The organism is Pseudomonas sp. NPDC088444 (assembly GCF_044900175.1).
In the GTDB taxonomy this organism is placed as follows: Bacteria; Pseudomonadota; Gammaproteobacteria; order Pseudomonadales; family Pseudomonadaceae; genus Aquipseudomonas.
Window position 1 is genome coordinate 321,060 of sequence record NZ_JBJDNK010000004.1, and the last position, 16,403, is coordinate 337,462.

General features: G+C 60.6%; 17 protein-coding genes. 14 read left to right on the forward strand and 3 right to left on the reverse strand.

Going from position 1 to position 16,403, the window contains the following annotated elements; translation table 11 throughout:
* Positions 1 to 83 precede the first annotated feature (83 nt).
* The 8 genes from urtE (at position 84) to ACI2KB_RS10610 (ending at position 6,705) form a co-directional block, all read left to right on the forward strand.
* Positions 84 to 782, forward strand: a complete 699-nt coding sequence (gene urtE / locus ACI2KB_RS10575; RefSeq protein ID WP_404634147.1) for an urea ABC transporter ATP-binding subunit UrtE — start codon at positions 84 to 86, stop codon at positions 780 to 782.
* 48 nt (positions 783 to 830) lie between these two features.
* Entirely contained in the window at positions 831 to 1,676 is an 846-nt protein-coding gene (locus ACI2KB_RS10580) for an urease accessory protein UreD (protein ID WP_404634149.1), read from the forward strand.
* Between the two features lie 90 nt (positions 1,677 to 1,766).
* A complete protein-coding gene (locus ACI2KB_RS10585; protein ID WP_404634151.1) occupies positions 1,767 to 2,069 on the forward strand; it encodes an urease subunit gamma in 303 nt (100 codons plus the stop codon).
* A 29-nt stretch (positions 2,070 to 2,098) separates the two neighbouring features.
* The gene (locus tag ACI2KB_RS10590; protein ID WP_404634153.1) at positions 2,099 to 2,638 is read left to right on the forward strand and encodes a GNAT family N-acetyltransferase; all 540 of its coding nucleotides are present in this window, start codon (positions 2,099 to 2,101) and stop codon (positions 2,636 to 2,638) included.
* Positions 2,639 to 2,686: 48 nt separating this feature from the next.
* On the forward strand, positions 2,687 to 3,223 hold the full coding sequence (locus tag ACI2KB_RS10595) for a GNAT family N-acetyltransferase (RefSeq protein WP_404634155.1): 537 nt from the start codon (positions 2,687 to 2,689) through the stop codon (positions 3,221 to 3,223).
* The gene (locus ACI2KB_RS10600) at positions 3,220 to 3,525 is read left to right on the forward strand and encodes an urease subunit beta (RefSeq protein WP_108239485.1); all 306 of its coding nucleotides are present in this window, start codon (positions 3,220 to 3,222) and stop codon (positions 3,523 to 3,525) included. Before ACI2KB_RS10595 ends, ACI2KB_RS10600 begins: the two co-directional genes overlap by 4 nt.
* A gap of 143 nt (positions 3,526 to 3,668) precedes the next feature.
* Positions 3,669 to 5,369 (forward strand): urease subunit alpha, encoded by a 1,701-nt coding sequence (ureC, locus tag ACI2KB_RS10605; protein WP_404634157.1) that lies wholly within the window; start codon positions 3,669 to 3,671, stop codon positions 5,367 to 5,369.
* A 202-nt stretch (positions 5,370 to 5,571) separates the two neighbouring features.
* Positions 5,572 to 6,705 (forward strand): sensor histidine kinase, encoded by a 1,134-nt coding sequence (locus tag ACI2KB_RS10610; protein WP_404634159.1) that lies wholly within the window; start codon positions 5,572 to 5,574, stop codon positions 6,703 to 6,705.
* Between the two features lie 67 nt (positions 6,706 to 6,772).
* On the opposite strand, the gene ACI2KB_RS10615 is transcribed toward ACI2KB_RS10610, so the two are convergent.
* On the reverse strand, positions 6,773 to 7,573 hold the full coding sequence (locus tag ACI2KB_RS10615; RefSeq protein WP_404634161.1) for a DUF2076 domain-containing protein: 801 nt from the start codon (positions 7,571 to 7,573) through the stop codon (positions 6,773 to 6,775).
* Between the two features lie 190 nt (positions 7,574 to 7,763).
* On the opposite strand from ACI2KB_RS10615, the gene ACI2KB_RS10620 reads away from it, so the two are divergent.
* Positions 7,764 to 8,426 (forward strand): YciC family protein, encoded by a 663-nt coding sequence (locus ACI2KB_RS10620; RefSeq protein WP_404634163.1) that lies wholly within the window; start codon positions 7,764 to 7,766, stop codon positions 8,424 to 8,426.
* Positions 8,427 to 8,435: 9 nt separating this feature from the next.
* Entirely contained in the window at positions 8,436 to 9,530 is a 1,095-nt protein-coding gene (locus tag ACI2KB_RS10625; protein ID WP_404634165.1) for an endonuclease/exonuclease/phosphatase family protein, read from the forward strand.
* Positions 9,531 to 9,696: 166 nt separating this feature from the next.
* Here ACI2KB_RS10625 and hrpB read toward each other — a convergent pair whose 3' ends face one another.
* Positions 9,697 to 12,228, reverse strand: coding sequence for an ATP-dependent helicase HrpB (gene hrpB, locus ACI2KB_RS10630; RefSeq protein ID WP_404634167.1), 2,532 nt, complete (start codon positions 12,226 to 12,228; stop codon positions 9,697 to 9,699).
* A 143-nt stretch (positions 12,229 to 12,371) separates the two neighbouring features.
* On the opposite strand from hrpB, the gene ACI2KB_RS10635 reads away from it, so the two are divergent.
* Together ACI2KB_RS10635 and ACI2KB_RS10640 are read left to right on the forward strand one after the other, a co-directional pair.
* The gene (locus tag ACI2KB_RS10635; protein WP_404634169.1) at positions 12,372 to 12,797 is read left to right on the forward strand and encodes a polyribonucleotide nucleotidyltransferase; all 426 of its coding nucleotides are present in this window, start codon (positions 12,372 to 12,374) and stop codon (positions 12,795 to 12,797) included.
* 31 nt (positions 12,798 to 12,828) lie between these two features.
* Positions 12,829 to 13,734: a cation diffusion facilitator family transporter gene (locus tag ACI2KB_RS10640; protein ID WP_404634171.1), complete on the forward strand. Its 906-nt coding sequence runs from the start codon at positions 12,829 to 12,831 to the stop codon at positions 13,732 to 13,734.
* A 224-nt stretch (positions 13,735 to 13,958) separates the two neighbouring features.
* Here the strand turns inward: ACI2KB_RS10640 and ACI2KB_RS10645 are convergent, their stop codons facing one another.
* Positions 13,959 to 15,125, reverse strand: a complete 1,167-nt coding sequence (locus ACI2KB_RS10645) for a DUF6515 family protein (protein ID WP_404634173.1) — start codon at positions 15,123 to 15,125, stop codon at positions 13,959 to 13,961.
* Between the two features lie 527 nt (positions 15,126 to 15,652).
* On the opposite strand from ACI2KB_RS10645, the gene ACI2KB_RS10650 reads away from it, so the two are divergent.
* The gene (locus ACI2KB_RS10650) at positions 15,653 to 16,132 is read left to right on the forward strand and encodes an Lrp/AsnC family transcriptional regulator (RefSeq protein ID WP_404634175.1); all 480 of its coding nucleotides are present in this window, start codon (positions 15,653 to 15,655) and stop codon (positions 16,130 to 16,132) included.
* 49 nt (positions 16,133 to 16,181) lie between these two features.
* A complete protein-coding gene (locus ACI2KB_RS10655) occupies positions 16,182 to 16,388 on the forward strand; it encodes a DUF2788 domain-containing protein (RefSeq protein ID WP_404634177.1) in 207 nt (68 codons plus the stop codon).
* The last annotated feature ends 15 nt before the right edge of the window (positions 16,389 to 16,403 follow it).

The window sequence follows — 16,403 nt, forward strand, 5'->3', positions numbered from 1 at the left end:
CTCCGCGTCAGGCAGGGGACGCAGAGCGTCCATAGCGGCATTCCCACGCAGAGCGTGGGAACGATCACCGGGAGAGTTCGCACATGTTGCAAGTTGAAAAGCTTCACCAATACTACGGCGGCAGCCACATCCTGCGCGGCCTGTCCTTCGACGTGAAGATCGGCGAAGTCACCTGCCTGCTGGGTCGTAACGGCGTGGGCAAGACCACATTATTGAAAGTGCTGATGGGCCTGCTGCCCGCCAAAGAAGGCGTGGTGCAGTGGGAAGGCAAACCGATCACCGGTTTCAAGCCCCACCAACGCGTGCAGTCCGGGATCGCTTACGTGCCTCAAGGCCGTGAGATTTTCGGGCGCCTGACGGTGGAAGAAAACCTGTTGATGGGCCTGTCCCGTTTCCCCGGTTCCGAGGCCAAGGAAGTCCCCGCCTTCATCTACGAACTGTTTCCAGTGCTGCTGCAAATGAAGCATCGCCGAGGTGGCGACTTGTCCGGTGGTCAGCAGCAGCAATTGGCGATTGGCCGCGCATTGGCCAGCCGCCCTCGCCTGCTGATTCTCGATGAGCCGACCGAGGGCATTCAGCCATCGGTGATCAAGGAAATCGGCGCGGTGATCAAGAAGCTCGCGGCCCGTGGCGACATGGCGATTTTGCTGGTCGAGCAGTTCTACGACTTTGCCGCGGAGCTGGCCGATCAGTACATCGTCATGTCCCGTGGCGAAATCATTCAACAGGGCCGCGGCGAACACATGGAAGCCGAGGGCGTGCGTGGTCTGGTGACCATTTGACGCGCCGATCGGCTAAGGTAGACGCCTTCGAAAAACGATAACGACTCTATGAATCTTCCTGCCCCCACCGCCCTGTTCACGCCCAGCTGGCACGCCGAGCTGGACTTGGGCTATGGACGCTTCAACGACACCACGCGCCCGACCCAACGTCGCCACAAAGGCCCGTTGCGGGTGCAGAAACACCTGTACGCCGAAGGCCCTGAAGTCTGTCAGCACATCATCGTTCATCCACCGGGCGGGATCGCCGGGGGCGATCGCCTCGACATCAGCGCCAGCGTTGGTCCCGATGCCTGGGCGCAGTTGACCAGCCCGGGCGCCGCCAAGTGGTATCGCGCAGCGGGGCCTGCCTATCAACAGCTCGATTTGAAAGTGGCGGCTGGCGCTACGCTGGAATGGCTGCCGCAGGAAACGATAGTTTTCAGCGAGGCCAAGGCTGAACTGACCACGCGCATCGAGCTTGAAGGCAACGCACGGCTGCTCTATTGGGACGTTGTGGCGCTGGGGCGTCCAGCCAGTGGCGAGCGTTTCGATCAGGGGCATTTTCAGGCGCATCTGGACATTCGCCGCGACGGCAAGTTGCTGTGGCATGAACGCCAGCGCATCACGGGTAATGACGGTTTGCTGGATTCGCCGGTAGGGCTGAATGGCAAGCCGGTGTTCGCGACGCTGATCGTGACCGGGGAAATCGATGCCGAATTGATGGAGCGTTGCCGCGAACTGGCGGAGCATTCTCCCGTGCGTGGCGACTTGAGCCAATTGCCGGGGCTGATCGTTGCCCGCTGCCTGGCCGATGAAGCGCTGCATGCGCGGGCCTGGTTGACTGGATTGTGGAAGCTGCTGCGGCCTGCGTTATTAGGCAGAGAGGCGGTAGCGCCGAGGATTTGGAGTACATGATTTTTGGGGTGGCTGGACTGACGTCATCGTCGGCCCAATCAACAACGATTTAACAGGCAAACGCCCAACCGATTTGAAACGGAAAAACACATGGACCTGACTCCACGCGAAAAAGACAAGATGCTGATCTTCACCGCCGGACTGGTCGCCGAGCGGCGGCTGGCACGGGGTTTGAAGCTCAACTACCCGGAAGCCATGGCCTTCATTTCTGCTGCGTTGTTGGAAGGCGCACGGGACGGCCAGACGGTTGCCGAACTGATGCACTACGGCACCACCCTGCTGACCCGCGAACAAGTGATGGAAGGCATCCCGGAAATGATCCCGGAAATCCAGATCGAGGCCACCTTCCCGGATGGCACCAAGCTGGTCACCGTGCATCAACCGATTGCCTGAACACCCTTTGAGAACCAGTGAAAACGAACATGACCTATACGATTCGTGACGCACTCCTGACTGACATGCCTGCCGTGCTGGAGATTTACAACGACGCCGTCCTCAACACCACGGCGATCTGGAATGAACAACCCGTGGACCTGGCCAATCGTGAAGCCTGGTTCGCCGCGCGTCAGACCCAGGCCTACCCGATTCTGGTGGCCGTCGATGACGCCGACCAGGTGCTGGGCTATTCCTCGTTCGGCGACTGGCGCCCGTTCGAAGGTTTTCGCCACACCGTCGAGCATTCGGTGTACGTGCGCGCCGATCAACGCGGCAACGGCCTCGGTCCGTTGCTGATGAAAGTGCTGATCGAACGCGCAAAAGCCTGCGACAAACACATGATGGTGGCGGCCATCGAAAGCGGAAACGCCGCGTCGATTTATCTGCACGAGCGTCAGGGCTTCGTGACCACCGGGCAGATGCCGCAAGTGGGCACCAAGTTCGGCCGGTGGCTGGACCTGACCTTCATGCAACTGGACCTGTCACCCGGCGCCGACGCGCCGCCGTCCCAGGCCCCTGCCCGGTAAAAGACAAAACCCTGTGCCCTGATTTCTCTCGATGAAGGAAGCCGACTCATGAATGCTGCTCAGATACGACGTGTTACTGGCGAAAGCTTTGCGCACTACCGTCACGGGCTGGTGGCGCTGCTGATGGACGCCGTGCATCGCGGTGCATCGGTGGGGTTCATGGCGGATCTGAGCGCTGATCAGGCGTACAGCTGGTGGGAAAGCATCAAGGCCGAAGTCGAGCAGGGCAAAACACTGTTGTGGGTGGTGGTTCAGGAAGAGCAGGTGCTGGCCACCGTGCAGTTGGCGCTGTGTCAGAAAGCCAATGGCCTGAACCGCGCCGAAGTACAGAAACTGCTGGTGATGCACCACGCCCGTCGCCACGGGCTGGCCACGCAACTGATGCACGCAGTGGAACAGGCCGCCTATCAGCACCAGCGCGGCCTGTTGTACCTGGACACCCTTTCCGGCTCACCCGCCGAAGATTTCTATCGCTCTCTGGGTTATCAGCTGTGCGGCAAATTGCCGGATTACGCCTGCAACCCGGATGGCGAATATCACGCTACGGCCATTTACTACAAGTTACTGTCGAGGAAGAGCGCATGATTCCTGGTGAATACCAGATCCAGCCCGGCGAGATCGAACTCAATGTCGGGCGCCGGACGATCACACTGAGTGTCGCCAACAGCGGCGACCGTCCGATTCAGGTCGGCTCGCATTTCCATTTTTTCGAAACCAACGACGCCCTCACCTTCGACCGCGCCGCCAGCCGGGGTATGCGTTTGAACATCCCCGCCGGAACCGCCGTGCGGTTCGAACCAGGTCAGGCGCGGGAAGTTGAATTGGTCGATCTGGCGGGACATCGCCGAGTGTTCGGGTTTGCCGGGCGCGTGATGGGCGATCTGTAACCCGCTTTTGATCGTTCCCACGCTCCGCGTGGGAACGCCAGACTGGACGCTGTGCGTCCGTTTTGTGACGCACAGCGTCACGGGATGCATTCCCACGTGAAGCGTGGGAACGATCAACGATCATTGGATCTCAAGGCATGCGCATGAAAATTTCCAGACAAGCCTACGCCGACATGTTCGGCCCCACTGTCGGCGACCGCGTTCGTCTGGCCGACACTGACCTCTGGATCGAAGTCGAAAAGGACTACACGGTCTATGGCGAAGAAGTGAAGTTCGGTGGCGGCAAGGTCATCCGAGACGGCATGGGCCAAGGCCAGTTGCCTGCCGATGAAGTGGTCGACACGCTGATCACCAACGCCCTGATCATCGACCACTGGGGCATCGTCAAAGCCGATGTGGGCCTCAAGGACGGTCGCATCGCCGCCATCGGCAAAGCAGGCAACCCGGACATCCAGCCCGACGTGACCATCGCCATTGGCGCGGCCACCGAAATTATCGCGGGCGAGGGCATGATTCTCACGGCAGGCGGCGTCGACACCCACATTCACTTCATCTGCCCGCAACAGATCGAAGAAGCCCTCATGAGTGGCGTGACCACCATGATCGGCGGCGGCACCGGCCCTGCGACCGGCACCAACGCGACCACCGTCACTCCCGGCAAATGGCACATGATGCGCATGTTGCAGGCTGCTGAAGCCTTCCCGATGAACATCGGCTTCACCGGCAAAGGCAACGTCAGCGTGCCAGAGCCGCTGATCGAGCAGGTCAAAGCAGGCGCCATCGGCCTGAAACTGCACGAAGACTGGGGCACCACGCCTGCGGCTATCGACAATTGCCTGAGCGTAGCCGATCAGTACGACGTGCAGGTGGCGATCCACACCGACACGCTGAACGAATCCGGCTTCGTCGAAACCACCCTCGGCGCGTTCAAGAACCGCACCATTCACACCTATCACACCGAAGGTGCCGGTGGCGGTCATGCGCCGGACATCATCAAGGCCTGCGGCTTCCCGAATGTGCTGCCGAGTTCGACCAACCCCACCCGGCCTTTCACCCGCAACACCATCGACGAACACCTGGACATGCTGATGGTCTGCCATCACCTGGATCCGAGCATCGCCGAGGACGTGGCCTTCGCTGAAAGCCGCATCCGTCGCGAAACCATCGCCGCCGAAGACATCCTTCACGACCTGGGCGCATTCTCCATGCTCAGCTCCGACAGTCAGGCCATGGGCCGCGTGGGCGAAGTGATCATGCGCACTTGGCAGACCGCCGACAAAATGAAGCGTCAACGCGGCCCATTGCCGGGCGACGGCGAAGGCAACGACAACTTCCGCGCCAAACGCTACATCGCCAAATACACCATCAACCCGGCGATCACCCACGGCATCAGCCACGAAGTGGGCTCGGTCGAAGTGGGCAAATGGGCGGATCTGGTGCTGTGGCGCCCGGCGTTCTTCGGCGTCAAACCGACGCTGATTCTGAAAGGAGGCTCCATCGCCGCCAGCCTGATGGGCGACGCCAACGCCTCGATCCCGACGCCGCAACCGGTGCACTACCGCCCGATGTTCGCCAGCTACGGCAGCTCGCTGCACGCCAGCAGCCTGACCTTCATCAGCCAGGCGGCGTTCGACGCAGGCGTCCCGGAGCAGTTGGGGCTGAAGAAACAGATCGGCGTGGTCAAAGGCTGCCGCAGCGTGACCAAAGCCGACCTGATCCACAACGACTATCTGCCGAAAATCGACGTCGATCCGCAGACCTACCAGGTCAAGGCCGACGGCGTGTTGTTGTGGTGCGAGCCAGCGGAAGAACTGCCGATGGCGCAGCGGTATTTCCTCTTCTGACGCAATACTCTTGTAGGAGTGAGCTTGCTCGCGATTGTGCTCTGTCAGCCACCTCCGGTGTCACAGGTCAACCGCTATCGCGAGCAAGCTCACTCCTACAGAGGCTGCGGTACTCCTGATAAATCCCCTGTACTCCCCGCCACAACATGGCGCTAAGATGGCCCCACTTCCTCCCGAGCCATGCCAGCAAGGTCGTGCCCCCATGCGTCTATCCGACTTCATCGTTCAGCACGTTGATCGCATCGTCGACGAATGGGAAAAGTTCGCCGCGACGCTGACGCCCGCGGCTGATTCGATGAACAGGGTGGAGCTGCGGGACCACGCGAAGTCGATTTTGCTGGCCGCCGCGCGGGACATGAACACCGCGCAGACCAAGGCCGAACAGATCGCAAAATCCCAAGGCGAGGAAACCGGCAAGACACCTACTCTGGATCAGGCCGCAGCCAGTCATGGCGAGCTGCGTCACACGGTGGGGTTCGACCTGGTGCAGATGACCTCTGAATTTCGACACCTGCGGGCGACGGTGATCCGGTTCTGGGTCGAAAGCCTGACATCGCCGGAGATCACCTACTTTACGGACATGATTCGCTTCAATGAGGCCATTGATGAGGCGCTCGCTGAATCCACGGCGGCTTATGCCGAACGGGTGACCCGCTCGCGAGACATTTTTCTGGCCATCCTGGGTCACGACCTGCGCGCGCCGATTCAGGCCATCGGCATGTCGTCCGAAATCCTGCTGCGCAGAGCGGGCATGAGCGACGCCGATCTCGGCTACATCAAACGCATCAAGAGCAGCAGTCGGCATATGGCGACGATGGTCAGCGACCTGCTGGAGTTCGTTCGCAGCCGCTTGGGTGTGACGCTGCCCGTGGTACGCAAGCCGATGGAAATGACCCTGGCCTGCCGCGAAGCCATTGAAGCCGCCAGCGCCGGAAGTCCGGATTGCGACCCGGTGTTCATTACGACGGGCGATACCCAAGGCGAATGGGATCGTGCGCGCATCGATCAGATGTTGCAAAACCTGATCGGCAATGCCCTGCAACACGGGGCTGCGACGCACAAAATCAGCGTGACGCTAACAGGCGGTGATCAGTATGTCAGCCTTGCGGTGCACAACGACGGCGAACCCATCGCTCAGGAAGCCATTGGCAGCATCTTCGATCCGCTGGTGCGCTCGATCAACGAAGAGGCCGGCACCCACAATCCGTCCACCAGCCTCGGATTGGGGTTATTCATCGTCAAGGAAGTGGTCAACGCCCACGGCGGGAGTATTACGGTGACGTCGAATTTCGGGGATGGGACGACGTTCACCGTGGTGTTGCCGAAAAAAGGCTAAGCCGCGCTATTCACTGCCTGCGGGAGTCGGCTTGCCGATGAAGACGGCTCCCGCGAAGGTCTAGCGATCAAACGTACGTATCGTCGTCATCACCGCCGAAAAAGCCGCCATCATCGCTGCTGTAATCGGTGTCCGCGAATCCGCCGGAATCATTGCCCCAGTTATCGTTACTGGTGACGCGTTGCTGATCGTCCCCCCACCCGCCATTGCCAAAATCGTTGTTGCTGGCAGGCTGTGCAGGTTGCTCTTCGATGATTTCGACGATTTCCTGCGGTTGACTGTTGTGGTGGAACAGGCTGCTGATGCCTTCAGCCAGCATCACACCACCGGCCACACCGGCTGCGGTCTTCAGCGCGCCGCCGAGGAAACCACTGCCGAACGGCGCGGCAGGTGCCTGTTGTTGCGGCTGAGCCCAATTACCTTGTGAGCCGCCCTGCTGTGGTGGTGGGTTGTACGGCGGCGTGCTGGCCGGGCCGTCGCGCCAACCATTGCCACTCGGCGGAGGGCTGGACGGTCGGGAGAATGACGACGCTGGCTGTTGCGGCTGCGCATCACGCGAGCCGCCGCCAAAGATGCTCGACAGGAAACCACCGCTCTGTTGCGGCGCGGCCTGGGCTTTGGCGCGTTGCAGCTCGGCCTGCAACTGCTGAATCTGTTCGTCACGCTGACGGTTCTGGGCCTCCATCTGCTTGAGCGCGACGTCCTGCACCAGAATCGCCTGCGCCATGTAGTAAGGCGCAGCGGGCTGCCGGGTCAGGTGCTCCTTGATCAGCGCCTCGGCCTGGGCGTCTCGGGGGGCCGAATCGGTTTCTGCCTGCTTGAGTTTGCCAAACAAGCCATCGATCAGGGTTTGCTCTTCGGTATTCATGGCGACCTCGTTAGATTGCCGTAGGAATTCTGCGACTGACGAATGTGTCAGACACAAACAGTAATGGGGCGTTTCAAAAGCGTTTCAACAGGGTGTAGAAAAATTTAAGAATAGCCGTCACTGCCATTCGGTTGGCCCGCTCACAGCCTCTACGTTACAGTGTCCGCTTGCTTTGGCCTGTGATCCTTTCATGAACCCGCTGACCATTATTCAAGACTCGCTTTACTTTTTCCGGCGCCACTTCGCCAGTATTCTCACGCTGTGCCTCCCGCTGGTGATTCTTGAGGCATTGAGCAAACAACTGCTGGCCACCGCTGTCGGGCCGGACAGTTCCGCCAGTTGGCAGTTGTTGACCGGCCTGTTGTTCTACCCGCTCTATACCGGCGCGCTGATCCTGTTCCTCGACGCGAAAACCCGAGGTGATACCCCCGCCAAACGCGACTTGCTGGCCGCCACCCTGCGCCTGTGGCCGACCTTCGCGGTGCTCACCGCTCTGAGCACGTTGTTAATCATGGCAGGTCTGTCGTTGTTCATCGTTCCGGGCGTGTGGGTGATGATCAAGCTGGTGTTTTCCGAGTACTTGTTGGTGCTGCGCGGCTTGAGGCCACTGGATGCCATGCGCGAGAGTTTCAAGATGACCCGAGGTCATCTGGTGCGGATTCTCGTCTGCGTATTATTCGTCTACGTCCCACTGTCGGTGCTTGAAGGGCTGAGCCTCTACGTGCTGCCCGAACAGCAAAGTCCGATGCTGTCACTGACCGTCGACAGTATTTCCAGCTTCCTGCAACTGTTCATCAGCGTGGTGATGTTCCGTCTGTTCATGCTGATCGACGAGTCACCACGGCCGGTCTGAGGAGCGTCGATGCAACGTTTAGTGCGTCTTGGCGTTGCTGTCGCGCTGTTGATGGTTTTAATGGCGGGCCTTGTCTACGACATCACCTGGCACCCGGCCAGGCGCGAGCAAATGCCCGTCACCTGCAACGCCAGGGACGCCACGCCGCCAACCCTTGTCCCCGGACAGGCGCTGAAAGTCATGACCTGGAACATCCAGTACCTGGCAGGCAAGCGCTACGTGTTCTGGTACGACATGGCCGACGGCAGCGGCCCGGATGAACGTCCGACGCCAGAGGACGTCGCCTACAACCTCGATGAGGTGGCGCGAGTGATTCGCGACGAACAGCCGGACATCGTGCTGCTTCAGGAAGTCGACGATGGCGCCAAAAACACCGATTACACCAATCAACTGGCACTGTTGCAGGCGCGGATCACCGACCTTTACCCGTGCAGCACCGAAGCGTTTTATTGGAAATCGGATTTCGTCCCCAATCCGCACATCTACGGCAGTGTCGGCACCAAACTGGCCACACTCAGCCGCTATCGCATGGACAAGGCCGAACGCCTGCAACTGCCGTCGCCCAAAGGCAACCTGATCGGCCGCCAGTTCGAACCCAAACATGCGCTGTTGGTGAGTTACCTGCCCCTGCACGACGGCGGGCAATTGGCCGTGGTCAACACGCACCTGGGAGATGCTCGACCGGGCGACAACACCTTGCAGCGCCAAATGGCGGCCACGTCGGCCCAGCTGGATGCCTTTGAAAAAGCAGAAACGCTCTGGATCAGTGGCGGCGATTTCAATGTGCTGCCAAGCGGGCAATATCAGCGACTCCCGGCTGAACAGCAGGAACGCTACGCACCCGATAGCGCGATGCACGCGCTGTGGGACAAATACCCGATGATCCCCAGTAACGACGACACCAACGGTGAGGATCGTCGCAAGTGGTACACCCGCTTTCCCAACGACCCTCGCGTGAACGGCCCGGATCGCACACAGGATTACCTGTTCTACAGCCCGGCGCTGAAGCGGATTGATGCGCGAGTGAGGCAGGCGGATACGTTGCTGATTTCCGATCACTTGCCGGTGATTGGGCGGTTTCTGATTCCCGCATCAGCCCAGTAGATACTCTGTTGGCGGGTCAGCAGCGCCCGCCAGCAAGCCGGCTCCCACAAGAGTCGCGCCGAACCCAAATCTTGTGTTAGACGATGAACCTATGGGAGCCGCCTTGGTGACGGAAGCGGTGTGTCATTCAGTTTTGATGTGCCTGACCGGACGCATTCGCCTGCATTCACTTCCTCGGTTTGGCCCTCGCCGTCGGTTCTGCAATCAACGGGTCATCCGGCCAGTAATGCTTGGGGTAACGACCTTTCAAATCCTTCTTCACCTCGGCATAGGTGCTGCGCCAGAAGTTGGCCAGATCCTGCGTCACCTGCACGGGCCTGCGAGCCGGAGACAGCAGGTGTAATTTGACGATCTGCCGACCACCCGCAATACGCGGCGTATCGGACAGGCCGAACAACTCCTGCAAGCGCACCGCCAGAATCGGTGGATACTCGCTGTAATCCAGACGCACCGACGACCCGGACGGCACACTCAGATGATGAGGCGCCTGTTCGTCCAGACGTTGTGGCAATGGCCAAGGCAGCAAGTTGTGCAAGATTGACGACAAATCCAGGTTGCTGAAATGGCTCAGCCGGATGACTTTGCTCAGATAAGGCAGCAACCAATGCTCAAGGCTGACCAGAAGCGCGTCATTGCTGACATCCGGCCACTCGGTGCTGTCTTGTTTCTCCAGATCCAACTGGCGCAATAGCCCGACCCGCGCCTGCCACTGCCGCAACTCCGGCGTCCACGGCAACAGCTCAAGCCCTTTACGACGTACCAGCGCCAGCAGCGCATGCCCTCGGGCGGCTTCGTCCAGCCCGGTCAATGGCTCGCGGCTGATGATCAATTCCCCAGCCTTGCGCTGTCGCTCTGCGCGGAACACGCCTTCGCGTTCGTCCCAGTCCAGGTGATCGAACGTCACCACCTGTTCGGCGAGGATCGAGTCGAACAGAGCCGGATCGAACTCGGCGGCCAGATAAATGCGCTCTTCACGCTGGCCCTGGCGGCTGCCCAAGTCCGCAATCACCAGCCAAGGCTCTTTCATCAACGCATCCGGCTCGGCGAACAACGCGGCGCGGCCGTTGGCCAAGCGATATTCCGCACCGCCGGATTTGCGCTGTTGTGCAACGCGATCCGGGTACGCCAGCGCCAGCAACGCGCCGAGCCAGCGAGGATGATCGGGATCAGGGACCGGTTGGTTCGGCGTGCCCCTGAGATAGCCACGGTACTGCCGAGCGAGCTGCTTCGCACGCTGCACTCCACCTTGAGCCACTCGCCCAGCCCGTTCGGTGCCCGCCAACAACGTCAGGCGACTGTAAAGATCGGCTCCCGCCCCCCGCAAAATATCGCGCTCGCCCAGCAACGCCGCCACATCGCAAGCGAGCGCGCCAAGCCCCAGCTCCTGCCCGCGCAGCAGCAAATGGGCGATTCGGGGGTGAGCAGGCACTTCGGCCATGGCCTGCCCATGAGCCGTGAGTTTCCACTCTTCGCCGGGTGAACGACCCAACGCCCCCAGCCGACCGAGCAGATCCTGCGCCTGCGCATAAGCAGCAGCTGGAGGCGCATCGAGCCAGACCAGTTGCGCAGGCTCGACACCCCAACGCGCCAGTTGCAGAGCCAGCCCGGCAAGGTCCGCCTGCAGAATTTCCGCAGCACCGTACGCGGCCAGTTGCTCATGCTGTGCCTCGGACCACAGCCGATAACACACACCCGGCTCCAGACGCCCCGCCCGCCCCGCCCGCTGCGTGGCGCTGGCGCGTGAGATGCGCTGGGTGTCGAGCCGGGTCATGCCGCTGCCCGGATCGAAACGCGGCACCCGCGCCAACCCGGCATCGACCACCACACGCACGCCGTCGATGGTCAGACTGGTTTCGGCAATGTTGGTCGCCAGCACCACCTTGCGCTTGCCCGCTGGCGCGGGCTCGATGGCCGCGCGCTGAGCGTTCAGGTCCAGCTCGCCGTGCAGCGGGCAGAGCATCACATCGCTGCGCTCGCCCAAGGCATCGGCCAGTTGTTGATTGACCCGACGGATTTCCGCCTGCCCCGGCAGAAACACCAACAGACTGCCCGTTTCGTTACCCAGCGCATCGAGCACGGTTTGCACCACGCGCGGCTCGATGAACTCACCCGGCTGAAATGGTCGTCCCCACTGTATTGCGACCGGGAACATGCGCCCTTCGCTACTGATGACCGGTGCATCGTCAAGCAGGCTCGACAGACGCTCACCTTCCAGCGTTGCTGACATCAACAGGATTTTCAGGGGTTGATCGTCGCGAAACAGCGCTCGACCGTTAAGGCTCAACGCCAGTGCCAGATCCGCGTCCAGGCTGCGCTCATGGTATTCGTCGAAGATGAGCAGGCCGACACCTTCCAGCGACGGGTCTTCCTGCAACCGCCGGGTCAGGATGCCCTCCGTCACCACTTCGATACGGGTGGAGGGACCGACTTTGCTGTCCAGCCGAATCCGGTAACCCACCGTCTCGCCAACCTTCTCGCCCAACTCCGACGCCAGCCGCTCCGCAGCCGCCCGCGCGGCCAGGCGCCGAGGCTCCAGCATCAGAATCGTCTGCCCGGCGAGCCACGGCTCCTGCAACAACGCCAGCGGCACCCGCGTGGTCTTGCCCGCACCGGGCGGCGCTTCGAGCACCGCTTCATCACGTTCGACAAGCGCCTGGCGCAACGCAGGCAGGACGGCATCAATGGGCAGAGAAATCATGGAGGCTCCAAAACTGATGGCCGATTATACGGGGCCACAGCGCGCCTTTGTTTCTCTCAATGCAGAACCCTCTTACAGGTTGGATAGTCTTATTGATTAGGCATTTGCCTTGTATAGTTGCGACTTCCTCTGAGGAGATCTCCATGCGTATTCATTCCCGTTTGATTGGCGGTGCCCTGGTCGTCAGCCTGCTGGCTCAACTGACCGCGTGCGGCAGCATTTTCTACCCTGACCGTCGCGGTCAGATTCAAGGCAGCGGTCGTATGGACCCGGCAATCGTGGTTCTCGACGCCATCGGTTTGCTGTTCTACATCATCCCCGGCGTGATCGCCTTCGGCGTCGACTTTGCCACTGGTGCGATTTATCTGCCTGAAGGCAAGCAGGCGCAAATCGACCCTCAAACACTAAAGCCCGCCGTGCGCGCCGATGGTACGGTGGACAACGCCAAATTGCAGGCCATTCTTCAGACCGAGCTGGGCCGTAGCCTGCCGCTGGACGATCCGCGTCTGATTCAGCACAAGGGCAGCGTGGAGCAACTGGCCTCGCTGGGTCTGGTGCCGTCGGCCTGATGTTTTCGCCGTTTTGACGAAAGGAAGTGCCATGAGCAGCAGTCCTGAACATGCCCGGTTATTGCGTCTGGCGACGCGGGCTTCGCTGGTCGTCGCCAGCATCCTGGTTGTCACCAAAGCGGTGGCCTGGTGGGTCAGCGGTTCTGTCAGCCTGTTGGCAGGCCTGACGGACTCGCTGCTTGATGGGGCGGCGTCTTTCCTCAATTTGCTGGCGGTGCATTACGCGCTCCGCCCTGCCGATGACGACCACCGTTATGGCCACGGCAAGGCCGAAGCCTTGTCTGGCATGGCGCAATCGCTGTTCATCGCCGTCAGTGCATTTCTTATCGGTTTTCAGGCCATCGAGCGCATTCAGCATCCCGAACCCTTGAACGCGCCAGGTTTGGGCGTGTTAGTCATGTTGCTGTCGATTGCACTGACGGTGGCGCTGCTGACGCTGCAGAACAAGGTGGTGAAGGAAACAGGCTCGGCGGCCATCCGTGCAGACTCGCTGCACTATCGCTCTGACCTGCTGCTCAATCTCAGCATCATGGTGGCGCTGGGTCTTGCCTGGTTCGGCTATGGCCAACTGGACGCGTGGTTCGGCCTCGCCATCGCGTTTTACATCCTGTGGAGCGCGATTTCGATCGCGCGGGAGACGGTGTCGGTGCTGATGGACACGGAGCTTGATCCGCAAGTCAGCACCCGCATGCTGGAACTGGCGCAGAACGTCCCCGGCGTGCTCGGCGCTCATGATCTGCGCACGCGCGTTTCGGGCAACCACTGGTTTGTGCAACTGCATCTGGAATTGCCCGGCGCGCTGACCCTGTCGGTGGCGCATGACCTGTGCGTTCAGGTGGAACGGGCGATCATGGCCGAATACCCGAAGGCCGAAGTGCTGGTGCACGCCGACCCTCAGGAAGTGGTGAAGCAGGCGAATAGTCCGGTGTTGAACTGAACTTCAGACTCATGTGAGAGATTCTAGGTTGCATGGTCAACCGCCTTCGTCGGAACGCCGCCCGCACCAAGGCGGCTCCCACAAGGATCACGCCGAATCCAGATCTGATGTTCGACGCTAAATCTGTGGGAGCCGGCTTGCTGGCGAATACAGTGGGTCAGTGACTGATGAGTCGACTGACAGACCGCTTTCGCCAGCAAGCCGGCTCCCACAATCTTTCACCTTCACTGCTGAACGCTATACCCCCGACTCGCATAGCATCCCGCCATCGCCTGCCGGAACAGTCCAATGACCTCCGGAGCAGGCTGGTAGGTCGCCGCCGATGGATCGAAATTGCTCTGCTGCACCGCATACTGGTAGCAGTCGTAGCGGTCCTGGGCGATCTGTTGCTCGGACTGACCATTGGCCGGGTACGCCGTCACTTCATAGGGGCTGGCCTGCTGAACGGGCTGCTCAGGGCTGTACACCGGCTCCACGCCTTGCGGTGGTTCGGCTACGACGTATTCCTGCGTGCTTTGCTCATAGGTGTAATACGTGCCCGCCGCCAGGAAGAACAGCGCGCTGCCCAGCCAGACCTGTTGCGCGTAGTCCGGCAGATAACGCACCCGTACTCCGCGCGGCGGCGCAACGACGACGTAACGCGGCCCCTGTGGGCGATACCAGTAACCACCTGAATAGAAATAGTCGCTGCCGTGATACGGCACACGCGAATAGCCGCCCGGCATCCGGTCAATCTCATAGCCAGGGCGATAGCGTGGCCCTGAACCCCAGCCATCGCCATGACCACCCGGACGACCCGCCACAGGCGGGCGATTGTCGCCGCCGCGCCATGGATTATCGCGAGGCTGATCACGGTAGAAGCCCTGACGCGGTGGTTGTGTTTGAACGGCGGTGTCCGGGCGACTCTGAATCGGCAGGTTGCTCTGACGGTCCTGCAACTGACGCTGTTGCAGTTGTTGTTGCTGCTGGCGTTGTTGCTGCTGGAGCTGCTCCTGACGCTGCTGATTGCGTTCGAAGTCCTGCTGCTGACGTTGCTGATCGAAACGCTGCTGCTGTTGTTGCTGAATCTGGCGCTGCTGGTTGATCTGCTCCTGCTGGCGCTGTTGCTGGTACTGCTGTTGTTGTTGCTGACGTTGTTGCTGCTGTTGCTGCTGTTGTTCGCGTTGGCGATCCTCATTGAAGCTGCGTTGCTCGCGCTGGCGGTCTTCATTGAAGGTGCGTTGCTGATTCTGTTGTTGCTGACGCTGCTGCTCAAAGCCCCGCTGCTGTTGCTGGCGCTGCTCGTTACGCTGCTGCTGTTGCTGTTGATTGTTATCGTCGGCCAACACCTGAGCACTGATACTCAAGGCCAGAAGACTGACACCTGCCAAACGCCAGATGCGCGTGTTCATGCTTTCCTCACTGCGGCGCGGATACCTGATGATAGGACTGCATATTGGGTGCGCCGTTCGCCGCACTCTATCAGTGAGGGTCCTGATCCGCACTCTGTAGCAGCACGGCTTGCCGGTGGTGGCGATCTCGGGGACGCCACCGCTGGCAAGCGGAACGCCGCCCGACAGTGCCGCTACAGGAAACAGTCCTGCGCAGGCCTAAATCGCAGGCATAAAAAAAGAGGGCTCGTCAGCCCTCTCTTGGATACTTCGTCCTGGCTCGACGCTTTTGACGTCGGCTCACCTCACATCGTCTTCTGGACAGTGCGTAGCCCGGTGGCCTGGTCAACCCTGTCGGGTTGGAGGCCGCGGCTGGCCTGATTGGGCGGGCCGCGCTGGACGCTATGTCCGGGCAGTGATTCTGTTAAAAAGAATAGGCTTAGGACGCAGGCAGAGGATTGCGAATGTTGCTGACGAAAACACCACTTGCGCAATTTTTCCCTTCGGATGAATAATTCGGCGCAATTGATCGAATAAAGGAGCCAGTCGTGAGCAAGCTCGACAGATATGACCTGAGTATTTTGGCCGAACTGCAACGCGATGCTCGCATTTCCAACCAGGAACTGGCCGAGCGCATCGGGCTGTCGCCGTCCCCCTGCTCGCGACGGGTCAAGCAACTGGAAGACGATGGCTACATCGTGCGTCAGGTGGCCCTGCTGGACCGCAAGCTGCTGGGCCTGAGCCTGACCGCTTACGTGCTGATCGGTATGGATCGCCATACCCCGGACCGTTTCGAGAACTTCGAACAGCAGATCCGCAATCTGCCTCAAGTGCTTGAGTGCAGTCTGGTCACGGGCGTCGACGCCGATTACCAGTTGAAGGTCGTGGTGCCGGACATGGAGCACTACCAGAAATTCCTGCTCGGCCACCTGACCCGCATCGACGGCGTCACCAGCGTGCGCTCAAGCTTCGTGCTCAACCAGGTACTGGCCAGTACCGAATTGCCACTGGTTCATCTGCGCAGTTGATTGACCGGGCGCGTTCTATACTCGCAACCCCGCCTGACTGGAGATGATCATGGAACCCGAACTGTTCGAAGAATGGATGATGACCATTCTGGTGACCGTGCTGATCGGTTTCATGGGGTTCATCGTCTGGGACCTGGCAAAGAAATCCAAGGCCGGGCGCTTCGGCACGATCATTCTGTTCGGGGTGTTGGGCTTGGGTGTGTTGGCGTTTGTGATCAAGAGCGTGGTCATCGCCTATCTTGAGCAGCACAAATAGGTCAGCTCAACACGG